At 40.5% G+C, this 11,169-nt stretch carries 8 protein-coding genes; 4 read left to right on the forward strand and 4 right to left on the reverse strand.

Annotated features, from left to right (window positions below; translation table 11 throughout):
* Positions 1–21 precede the first annotated feature (21 nt).
* Together ileS and RSJ42_RS06815 are read left to right on the forward strand one after the other, a co-directional pair.
* Positions 22–3,198 (forward strand): isoleucine--tRNA ligase, encoded by a 3,177-nt coding sequence (gene ileS, locus RSJ42_RS06810; RefSeq protein ID WP_410509831.1) that lies wholly within the window; start codon positions 22–24, stop codon positions 3,196–3,198.
* 81 nt (positions 3,199–3,279) lie between these two features.
* Positions 3,280–3,921, forward strand: coding sequence for a 6-hydroxymethylpterin diphosphokinase MptE-like protein (locus RSJ42_RS06815; protein ID WP_410509832.1), 642 nt, complete (start codon positions 3,280–3,282; stop codon positions 3,919–3,921).
* A 1,792-nt stretch (positions 3,922–5,713) separates the two neighbouring features.
* Here RSJ42_RS06815 and RSJ42_RS06820 read toward each other — a convergent pair.
* Entirely contained in the window at positions 5,714–5,857 is a 144-nt protein-coding gene (locus RSJ42_RS06820; protein ID WP_410509833.1) for a hypothetical protein, read from the reverse strand.
* A 756-nt stretch (positions 5,858–6,613) separates the two neighbouring features.
* On the opposite strand from RSJ42_RS06820, the gene RSJ42_RS06825 reads away from it, so the two are divergent.
* Together RSJ42_RS06825 and RSJ42_RS06830 are read left to right on the forward strand one after the other, a co-directional pair.
* Positions 6,614–6,991 carry a response regulator gene (locus RSJ42_RS06825; RefSeq protein WP_410509834.1) on the forward strand — a complete coding sequence of 126 codons (378 nt, stop codon included), beginning with the start codon at positions 6,614–6,616 and terminating at the stop codon, positions 6,989–6,991.
* Positions 6,992–7,030: 39 nt separating this feature from the next.
* Positions 7,031–8,014, forward strand: a complete 984-nt coding sequence (locus tag RSJ42_RS06830) for a PAS domain S-box protein (protein ID WP_410509835.1) — start codon at positions 7,031–7,033, stop codon at positions 8,012–8,014.
* Positions 8,015–8,182: 168 nt separating this feature from the next.
* Here RSJ42_RS06830 and RSJ42_RS06835 read toward each other — a convergent pair whose 3' ends face one another.
* The 3 genes from RSJ42_RS06835 to RSJ42_RS06845 all read right to left on the reverse strand — a co-directional run bounded on the left by RSJ42_RS06835 (position 8,183) and on the right by RSJ42_RS06845 (position 11,152).
* Complete coding sequence (locus tag RSJ42_RS06835; protein ID WP_410509836.1) at positions 8,183–9,280, reverse strand: hypothetical protein; 1,098 nt, start codon at positions 9,278–9,280, stop codon at positions 8,183–8,185.
* 316 nt (positions 9,281–9,596) lie between these two features.
* Positions 9,597–10,280: a DUF72 domain-containing protein gene (locus tag RSJ42_RS06840; protein ID WP_410509837.1), complete on the reverse strand. Its 684-nt coding sequence runs from the start codon at positions 10,278–10,280 to the stop codon at positions 9,597–9,599.
* Between the two features lie 287 nt (positions 10,281–10,567).
* Entirely contained in the window at positions 10,568–11,152 is a 585-nt protein-coding gene (locus tag RSJ42_RS06845; RefSeq protein WP_410509838.1) for a M23 family metallopeptidase, read from the reverse strand.
* Positions 11,153–11,169: the final 17 nt, after the last annotated feature.

Below are 11,169 nucleotides of genomic sequence, written 5' to 3' on the forward strand. Positions count from 1 at the left end.
TATCACGTTTGAAGGTCTTCTATGATAAAAGAAATCACTGCCAAATATAATGCAGAACAAATAGAAAAAAAAGTGACGCAGTTCTGGGAAGACAGCGACGCCTATCGAAAAACCCGGGAGCACCGCAAAACCGGAAAAAGGCTTTTTTTTGTTGACGGTCCACCGTACACTACAGGGCATATTCACCTGGGGACTGCCTGGAACAAGATCATTAAAGATTCCATTCTCCGCTATTATTCCATGAACAACCGCCATATCCTTGAGCGTCCGGGCTGGGACATGCACGGCCTGCCAATCGAGGTTAAAGTAGAAGGCGTACTCGGCTTCAAATCCAAAAAGGACATTGAGAGCTTTGGTGTAGAAAATTTCATTGAGAAATGCAAGGAATTCGCCATTACTCAGAAACAGGCAATGACCGAGCAGTTCCAGAGGCTTGGAGTCTGGCTGCAGTGGCCGGACCCTTACATGACCTTAAAAGACGAGTACATTGAAGCCGCCTGGTGGACACTCAAACAGGCGAGCGAGAAAGATCTCCTCGAAGTGGGCAAACGGTCGGTAAACTGGTGCCCGCGCTGTGAGACTGCAATTGCGGACTCCGAGGTCGAGTATTCCGACAGGACTGACCCTTCCATTTATGTGAAATTCAGGGTCAAAGGCGAAGAAAACACTTTCATAGTCATCTGGACAACCACACCCTGGACAATCCCGGCAAATGTAGCCGTGGCTGTTCATCCGGCTTACGAATATTCAAAGTTCAGGGCGATCAGGCAGGACGGCTCGGAAGAAATCCTCATCGCAGCCACAGAACTCATTAAAAATGTTCTCAAACAGGGAAGGTATGTGGACTTTGAAGTGCTTGAGACAATGCTCGGAGAAGAGCTTACGAAGCTTGAGTATGAAAGCCCTGTTGGTGATCTTGTTCCTGTGCAGAACGAAATAAAGCACGGCGTTTATCTTGCCGATTTCGTAACCGTGGAAAATACAGGCTGCGTACATATAGCTCCAGGGCACGGCATGGACGACTTCAACCTTGGGGTAAAACACAGACTCCCTATCCTCTGCCCTGTTGGCTCAAACGGTGCCTATACAGAAGAAGCCGGGGAATATGAAGGCAAGAATGTCAGAGAAGCAAACCCCATTGTTATAGAAGACCTCAAAGCCCGCAACAGGCTCCTTGCCGAAGGCACGGTTACGCACAGATACGGGCACTGCTGGCGCTGCAAGACTCCCATTATCTATCTTGCAACCGAACAGTGGTTCCTCAAGGTTACCGAAATAAAGGACAGAATGCTTGAGGAAATAGATGCAGTAGACTGGTATCCTGACTGGGCAGGTTCAGCAAGATTCAGAACATGGGTCAAGGGCGCACGTGACTGGTGTATTTCCAGGCAGCGTTATTGGGGAATTCCGATTCCTGTTTGGAAATGCAAAAAATGCGGAAAGCTTGAGGTAATCGGAACAAAAGCCGAGCTTCTGGAAAAAGCAGGAATGAACGGCGATATTGAACTCCACAGGCCTTATGTGGACAAAGTATCCATACCCTGTGAATGTGGCGGAGAGAAAAAGCGTGTTGAAGACGTCTTTGATGTCTGGTTTGACTCTGCCGTAGCCTCCTGGGCAACCCTTAAGTTCCCGCAAACAAGGGAGCAGTTTGATGAGTGGTGGCCTGCTGACTTCATTACCGAAGGGCACGACCAGACACGCGGCTGGTTCTATTCCCAGCTGGGTGCAAGCATGGTCGGCTTTGGGCGGGCGCCTTATAAGAGTGTGCTCATGCATGGGTTTACGCTTGACGCAGGCGGAAAGAAGATGTCCAAGAGCCTTGGAAACGTAATCTCTCCACTGGATATTATAGACAGGTTCGGGGCAGATACCCTGCGTGCTTACGTGCTTTCTTCAAGCGCACCCTGGGATGACCTCAAGTTCAATATAGAAGAAGTGGAAACCATCAACCGCTCCATCAATATCCTCTGGAACGTTTTCAGGTTCCCGCTGCCATATATGGCACTTGACAGCTTTGACCCCATGAAGGTCAGCATTGATTCAGTAAAAGATGCCTTGCGGGAAGAAGACAGATGGATTCTATCAAGGGCTCAGTCCGTGATTAAAGCAGTGGACGAAGCCATGAGCGGGTACCTGCTTCATAAAGCGGTCCGCGAGATTATGGAATTTGCCCTGGAAGACCTTTCACGCTGGTATATTCAGCTTATCCGCCCGAGAACCTGGACCGAGGCTGATGACCCTGATAAGCTTGCAGCATACTGTGTGCTTTACGAGGTTTATGTAACAATTACAAAACTGATTTCGCCTTTCATGCCTTACCTGGCTGAAGAGATGTATCAGAACCTTATCAGGAACGTTGATCCGAATTCTCCGGAATCGGTCCACATGTGCGACTGGCCTGTGGTTAACAGCGCTTACCTTGATATCGAGCTAGAAGCAGCCATGAACACTGCCCGCTCCATTGTGGAAGCCGCATCAAACGCCCGCCAGAAAGCAGGAAGAAAACTCAGGTGGCCAATATCCAGAATTGTTGTCTCTCCTGAAAGCGAGGATGCAGCAAAAGCCGTCGAAAGGCTGCGCTCTGTCCTTATGGACCAGACCAATTCCAAGGACATTGTGCTTACGGGTGTGGGCAAGAGCTGGGATGAGCTCGGGCTTGAGGTTATTCCTGACCCTGGAAAGATAGGACCGGTTTTCAAGAAAGATGCAGGAAAGGTCATCCCTGCCCTTCAGAAAGTTGATGGTTTTGCATTAAAGAAAGCTTTTGCAGAAACCGGGGAATTCGAGCTTCCTCTGGCTGACGGAACATCTGTTAAAGTTACTTCCGGAATGGCAAACTTCAAAGAGACTCTGCCTGAAGGTACAGCCAGTGCCGAATCCGATGCCGGCCCTGTTTACGTGGATGCAAGCCTTACTTCAGAACTCGAAGCTGAAGGGTATGCAAGGGAAGTTATCCGCAGGCTGCAGGACATGAGGAAAGAACTCGACCTTGTTGTGGACGAAAATATCCGCGCCTCTGTCCGTATTCAGGACGAGAGAGTCCTGAAGCTTGTTGAAACCCTGAAAGGTCTGATTGCAGAAGAGGTTAGAGCCGAAATCTTTGACCTGGGCAGCGAGGCAGAGATCTCAGGAGCTCTCGTAAAAGACTGGGATGTTGAAGGCATTGCCATGAGAATGGGAATTGCGAAGAAATAACTTTGCAATTAAATTTAGAAAAATAACTAAACAAAGAAATCTAAGTTCAGAAATGAAAAACAGGAAAGGAGTTATTGATAGATGGATTTTGCGACCTGGGAGCCAATTTATGAAGAAATTCTTGAAGACCTGGGGTTCGACCGTGAAGGTGACGAAGAGGCAGCCAGACTCCTTTCCGGTATGCTGACAGGGAAAAACACTGTCAGCCTTTCCGAACTTAAAGATGTGATTTCAGGAAAGCCAGTCCTGGTCTGCGGGAATGCTCCCGGACTCAGGGCTGAACTTTTAAAAACCGATCTTTCCGCTTTTGTTATAATTGCAGCTGATGGAGCTGCTGCTGTCCTTACGGCTATTGGAAGAGTGCCTGAGGTTATCTGCACCGACCTTGACGGCAATTCTGAGGATGACATCGAAAAAGAGATCTTTGACTGCGAGCAGGGTTCAATTGTCCTTATTCATGCCCACGGAGACAATATGGATAAGCTGGAAAAATACGTTCCCAGGTTCAGACGTTTTATTGCAACCACACAGGCAAAGCCTTTTGATAAAATATTCAACTTTGGCGGATTCAGCGATGGAGACCGCTGCGTTTTTGTAGCCAGGTATTTTGAGGCTAAATGTATCAGGCTGACCGGATTTGATTTTGAGGACCCTCTTGTGAACCCGGTTAAGAAAAAGAAGTTAAAGTGGGCGAGAAAATTAATTGAAATATCAGGGATTTGATTATCTGGACCCGTTCTGCAGGATTGTTGAAACAAAATAAATAACAGCTCCAGATTTTCTTACTTCAGGATTAACCGAATTTGTCTCTTCAATAACGTTGAAGTTTTAAAGAAAAAAGACAAATTTAAACAGTTTATAAATAGAAGAGGTTTTCTGATTTTTCGGTACAATTTAGAGATTTTATTGCAATTATTTTCTGCTAAATATGAACTAAATGCCTCTCTTCTCTTTTTAAAGCCCTTTTAAGCTTTTATTTTTAGAAATAATGTATAGAAGCTTCATTTGAGGGAAGACTTGTAAAATTATAACCTATGATTTAAATTTATAAGTTAGTCACTTAATCCCGGCATAAATTATCCAGATTCTAAATGACTATTTAATGGTAAGTATAGTTAATTCTGCTAATTTTATATCATCCACGACTATATATTTATTTATACTCTCAGGTAATTAAAATTTAGTCAGTGAGCTGCCAAAACAAAAGCTAACAACCAGACCACTCTCAATATAATTGCCTTGAGTATAGTCCTTTTCTGGGGGTTGATAAATAGTTTGGCTGTCGGAGAAATTAAAGTATTAGGGATATAATCTGACGATATAAACTCGGTTCTTCCAGATAACATAAAGAGCTTTCCTTATTTATATAAAAACAGTATATTGAAAATGAATATACAACATTATATTGAAAATGAGTATACAACGGTATATTGAAAATGAGTATACAACGGTATATTGAAAATGAATATACAAGACAAGAACATGAAGAACAGATAAATGAATGAAGAAAATTTGGAGGAATAATACAATGGGATTCTTTAACCTGTATTACAGCAAGGTAGTGTTCTATTACGAATGCACCAAACTCTACATAACCGCCTTCTGGTGGTAAACAGATATAAAGTTAGAAATAACTGTAAAACCAAAGCAAGATTCTCTTAGCTATCTTTTCAAAATAAGGCAGATATCGCCCCGGGGATCGTTTTATCTTGAATTGGTAGCTTTATCCTAATTTTTACAGAATGCTTAATTGGATACAATTTTTCTGGATTTCCTGTTTGATTTTTCCGAAAGAAATTGCATTTAATCTTTACTTCTCTAATAGGTATGTTTTTCAATATCTATTGTCTCCTTTACGGGATTAGATCGAAAAGGTATTTTAAATCTTTTTCTCCTCATGAATTCTTATTTCCATATAAAAAAGAGAGGTTAAAAAGTCTATAACTAAAAGGTGTTATATTTTTTTATTCAGGCAAATGAACCTTCTTTAAGGGTATATAGACAGGCTCCACTTCAAAGCGGGTTCTATCTATCCTTAAAATATTTACTTTCCTCTGAGAGATGTGATAAATATTGATTTCCCGATAATCTTAAGAGCCTTTAAAAATCAAAGCTTTTAAATTAAAAATAAAAGTAAGTTTCACATCACAGCTAATTGTTTACCCGTATTTTCCAAGTCTATTTGTAGTAAGGAAATTTTATTCTAGTTATTTTATATAATTTATTATTATTTATTTAGTTTATACTCTCCTGCAACCATAATTAAATCTGCTCCTTTCCAACTTGAAACAAGCTAAAAGAAATATTTCAAAATAATCGCAGGGAGTATAACACCTATCCGGGGGTTGATAAAGGGGTTGACTTTATAATTACACCATTAGAAAGCACGGACCTTTTTTCAGGTCTGTTTTCTCCAATGTGCAAAATCGAGCAGAAACAGGAATGACTTAAAACTACGGAGGTAAATAGAATGTGCGGATACTTTAACTTCTGTCACTTCAACTTCTTCAAACTATTAAAGTTCAGATGCTTCGGATATGGCCGCGGTGGCTGTGGCTGGTGTTAATAACACTACCAGGTCCGAATACGATTGAACCTGAAAAGAACCAGAATCCATAGTCGAAACAGAATCCATAGTCGAAACAGAATCCATAGTCATCTCTTCAGGCATTTCAGATAATTTCAACAATTTGTCGTTGCCTGATTTGATGACTGTGTACTTTATTTCTCTTTAAGTTTTTTTATGATTTTGTATTTTTTATATAATTTCATGATGTTTATATAATTTCATGATGTTTATATAATTTCATGATGTTATTTATCTGGTTCTTTATAATTTTATGATTCTCATATCCATTCCTCTATGAGTTTAAGTTCATAAAAAGCTAAAAATTAACATTTTCCTTATGTATGAATTAGAATTATGGTTCTCATAGAAATGACTGGATTAATGAAAGGAAGGAATTAAAAGCTTTCTTTGAATGAAGAAGTTAATAGAAGCTAAAGAAAACGAGTACTATTTACCTGCTGATTCGGCTTTTTCTTGGAGACATACAAAATATTTATATGTACGGAGTACAATTACTATTTAACTTTTGCACATTAGAAACTCTCTATTGAAAGTTCCGCTTCAAAAATTCCGCTATATCTGGGGAAAACGGATCATAGTTTATTAACTATTGTTTAAGTATTTCAGCTTGGGGAAAACGACAGGTTACTTTAAGTAGTTGTCTAATAGGGTCTGCCAAAATTACTTTTGCTTTTAGCTCTGGAACTTTAAAAAATTAATAATCTCATATGGGCTGATAGAAGTATCTCTGAGAGATAATAGCCCAGCTCTGGAAAAGCAGTTTATTTACAGGGTATCTGTATTTTGTCAGACCTCTTAATACGCATTGATTGAGGGGTCATATAGATGAAAAGCATACTTATTGTCGAGGATAGCACTGCAATTATGGAACTTATCAGATTCCTTCTTACTACTTTCGGATATTATATTAAAAAGGCAAGAGACAGGTTTGAAGCTTTCGAAATTACTAAAGAAAACAGGCTTGATCTTATACTTCCTGACCTGTTGTTGCCAGAATGTAAAAGGCTTCAAATCCTTAAAGAAATCAAAAATCTACCTGAAACAGACAGAACACCTGCAATAGTTCTAACAGCTAATTCCATGCAGGGTGAAAAGGGCAGATTTTTAAAATCAGGATGTAGTGGATATATTTCAAAACTCATCAATACTGATAGAATCAAAACTATGTCAGGTTCACGCATGGGCAGGTGCCAGGCAATATAAGGAGTTTTTTAAGGATCCGGTTCTTCAGGGGATGAGTGGATGGAAAATATCCAAAAGTTGCCGTTCACAAAAAAGTCAAATGAACTGCTGGTTATTCTGGTTGCGGGATTTATATTCATACTGGCAGCTTCCAGCTACGACACCTTTGATTCAATTGTGTTATTTGTGGAATCACATTATAGTAAAGGTCTGGGGTTTCTGCTTATTCTTTCTATATATATTTCTTTTGGAATGGGACTATTTTCTCTAATCAGATGGATAGAACGTGAAAATACCCTTGCACTTTATAGAAAAGCAGAAGGCGACCTCAAGAGGAAAGATAGGACTTACAGGGCTCTTTTTGAAAAGTGCAATGATGCTGTCATTATTTCAGACGGAAAAAAGGTTCTGGATATTAATCTAAAAGGCTGCGAAATTTTCGGTTTCGAACAAAAATATCCGTTTCATACTTCCCTGATGTCTTTAATTCCTGGAGAATACCTTCCTGACCTTCAACAGGCTATTAATCATGCTTTTAAACAGGATTCCTCTCACTTTGACATGAAGTACCAGAAACCCGGAGGGGAAGCTGTTGATATTAGAGTTAGCCTTTCATTTATCGACCGAAAAGATAGTATTATTCAGATAATAGCTCAGGATGTTACCTTCAAGAAAAGTATGGAAAAATATGAGCGGGAGAGTCTGGAAAGGCTTCAGGTTGTTATTGACAATACACTTTGTGGCATCCTGCTGATCGAAGCCTCTTCCATGAAAATTATTGATGCAAACCCTGCAGCATTGAGAACTGCGGGCTATTCCGGTAAAGAACTTATAGGAATGCTCAGCCAGAATTTAGTCTGCCAGCCCAGGGAGGAAGAGTGCCCTGCCCTTTCTCTGGATCATGCTGGAGATTTGTCTGAAGGTGTACTTATTAAAGCTACGGGAGAGTCTTTACCAGTCCTTAGAAATATTGTACCTGTTTCGACAGGAGGAAAAGGCTATTTTGTTGAAAGTTTCATATCTCGCGAACCAGAAAAGTCATAAGAAAAATCCCTGCAGGCAAAGCTTGCAGCTGAAGCTCCTCTGGCAGATTACTGCTAACCGGAAAAAATGGCCTGAAAAACCGGCAGGAAAAGATTGATTGAAAAAGAAAGGAATAAGAAACAAAAAAATCCCTAAAACCAGATTCCCTATTTCTTTTTATCCTTATTTTTACCAGGCGCCGTTGTTCTTCAGTGTAGCCAGAATATTGGTAAATTCGTTATTGAACCTGCATTTCCGGAAACTGGAAGATTCCAGAATATTTTTCTTTATTTCCTGCAGCCCGATAAGAAGATTGATATCATCGCTGTATTCGAATTCTTCTCCAGAAGCTGTAATGTTTTCTGCAAGGATTTCCAGAAGTTTCGGATCAAGATCGTTTGTAATATAAGTATCAATGATCAGAAGATCTGCGATTCTCTTGTAGAAATCAATCAGGTTCTGGTAACCGGGTATTGAGTATTCCTTTGCAGTAAGCTTTTGCCTGTTGAGGTAAATCAGGTATCTGCAGATTGTGCTTATAATTGTCTCAGTGGCCTGGTTTTTAGGAAACGCTATTGGGAACCTTTTTAGCATTTTTGAGCTCAAATGTTTGCTGCTCTGCATTTTTTCACGGTTCCATATCTCAGGAAGGACCCTTGCTATTGAGGAGTTAAGCACAGCTGTAATATAATGGTAGAGCGTGGGGTCTCCAAGGACAACTCCTATCCCGTCTGCAAACACATGTTTTCCGCTCATGTCATATGACGCATGAAGGCGGTAATTGTTGGTAACAATTATCTTTGGCGTTTTTATATACTGCAGGAAGCTTTCATCTTCCAGGCGGTAGCATTCGGCAGAATCTATTCCTTGCTCACCGGTTTCGGGATTTTGCTTTGCTTCCATCAACAGTTCGTAAGCTACCGGGAACTTTGCTTTAAACTCGTCTGGCTGAATGAGTCTGTATTCTTTTTTAATATTGTAGCCGAGGATTTCATAAGGCAGCATAAACCGGTACTGCGCTGAATCTACGGTAAATTCGTTAGAAACAGAGCCATCCATGAAAGGATACATAAGTTCCTTTTCTATGCTTATCTGTTCTACGCTTACGTTTGTTTGAGGGTTTCTGCAGCCGCTGGTCGCATCTGTACAATGTTCTTTAGAAAGGTTGGCTTTGAATACCAGATCAGTTGCCGGAGGTACGCCTTCAAAGATCTCTATCGAGATATCTTCCAGCGTTCTGGGTATTTTGCTCAGCCTTTCGACTATATCGTCTTTACTCCAGAACATATGTTTCACTTCTTTTTTATATATAGGGAGTTCCGGGCAAACATCTTTTTGTCATCAGTTACAATGCCAGAAAAATTAAACTCTAATTCTGAGACATTCAACCTTTTGACTTGGGGGATATCCGGATCAAACTTAAAATATACCTCTTTATATAATAATTTATTCATAATGGCAGGTGACATTGAAACTATGTATGTTATTTAACTTGGGAAGAAATCAATATAAGATCCTTTAAGCAGGATATAAAAGCCTGCAAGCGGGATATTTTCTTCTGTTCTTCTCAGATGAATCCCGGAAAAAAAGGTAAAATTCATGCTTACAAATCAGAAAAGACTTTTAATGTTTTTCTTGCGTTTTCAAGCATGTTATGGTTGTTATTAAAGTAAATATAGGCCTTTTCACTCCCCAATTCACTTATTTTTCTTACGGTTTTTTCTATTTCTTCCAGGGAATAGTTGTAGCTGTACCAGCTTTCTCTTCCATGCATTCTCATATAAACTATTTTTCCGGGAAATAAGCGGTTAATGTAGTCTGGGGAGTCTACGGATACGAGCGTGACTCTCTCCATAAGCCTGCCACACAGCTCATTGTTTCCGAGCAGTTCTTTGTTCCTTATTTCCAGGGCAAATCTTTCGCCAATCCCGACTTCTTCTGCAAACCTTAGCGCTCTTTCAATATCATTGAATTTCGGAGGCGCCTGAAAAAGGTAGAAATCAATGAGATGGTCCATAGGTTCGAATAGTCCCCTGAAGTTTTCCCAGATCTCAACCGCACTCTCACTGAACTGCCGCCAGTGGGTAATCGACCTGTGCACTTTCACGCTCCACCTCAGCCCAGAACCTTTTGTGCTCCAGCTTTTTATATTGTTGGGAAAAGGAAACCTGTAAAAACTTGCATTAAGCTCTACAGAGTTCAGGTCTGAGTTTTTTACGAACCAGTCAAGGTTTTTCTTTTTATTCCATTCATAATACCAGCCGCTAGTTCCCACAAAAGCATCCATACAATTCCCCAACAGGTATCTGGGCTGCTAGCAGATGTATTTTTGGTCTTATTACTGATCGAAATAGAAATCTTTCAGTATTGAGAGTCTTGATTTTTTTCGTTTTGTATTTGCTTTACAAAAGGTAATTCTTAATAAAGGATAAAAATCTTTGATTAAGCAGGTTATCACGGTAGAAAAATATCTGATGATAGTTAGCTAAAAATTGAATAAAGCTGGATAAAACTGGATAAAGCTGGATAAAACTGGATAAAAACTGGACAAAAATTGAACTCAGGCAGGAAAAGTCATGAATATAATGATTTCAAATATCTTGCAGGGTCTTTCAAGTTTTCTGGCGTTTCTTCGGAAAACCAGTTGCCTCCAAGATAATTCCTGTGGGTGGTAATGGGTTCGTCCTTCCAGACTTCAAAATGGAGCATACAGGGATTTTTATTTTTCAGCTTCTGGATATAAAGCGGGCAGGAACCATCTATCCTTAAGGAATTCAAGACCATTCCCACACCCCCTATTAAACTCCCCTGTTCTACTTCACCTCCTTTTTTCACGGTAAACCCTGCAAGCTCACCGTATTTGCAGAAAAGCCCCTTTTCGTGCTCAATGACCACATAATATGTAGGGTTCCAGTAAGACAGGATTTCAGGCGAGGTCATAAGACCGGTTTCTGCAACAATTCCGCCTTCGACTGAAACAACCTCTGTATTTTCAGGAGCGTAAAGGTCAACACCGCAATGGTATCTGTCTCCCCGGTCTTCCCAGAAAGAGCCGGGTTCCCCCTTTTGCGGGATTTTTTCGGGAATCGTTTTTTCCAGAATTGTTTTTTCTGAAGTCGTTTCTTCTGGGATTTTTGGGTTTAGAGGCCATTGTTTCATGTTTTTTCACTACGCAT

The sequence above is a fragment of the Methanosarcina hadiensis genome (genome assembly GCF_046529725.1).
Taxonomy (GTDB): domain Archaea; phylum Halobacteriota; class Methanosarcinia; order Methanosarcinales; family Methanosarcinaceae; genus Methanosarcina; species Methanosarcina hadiensis.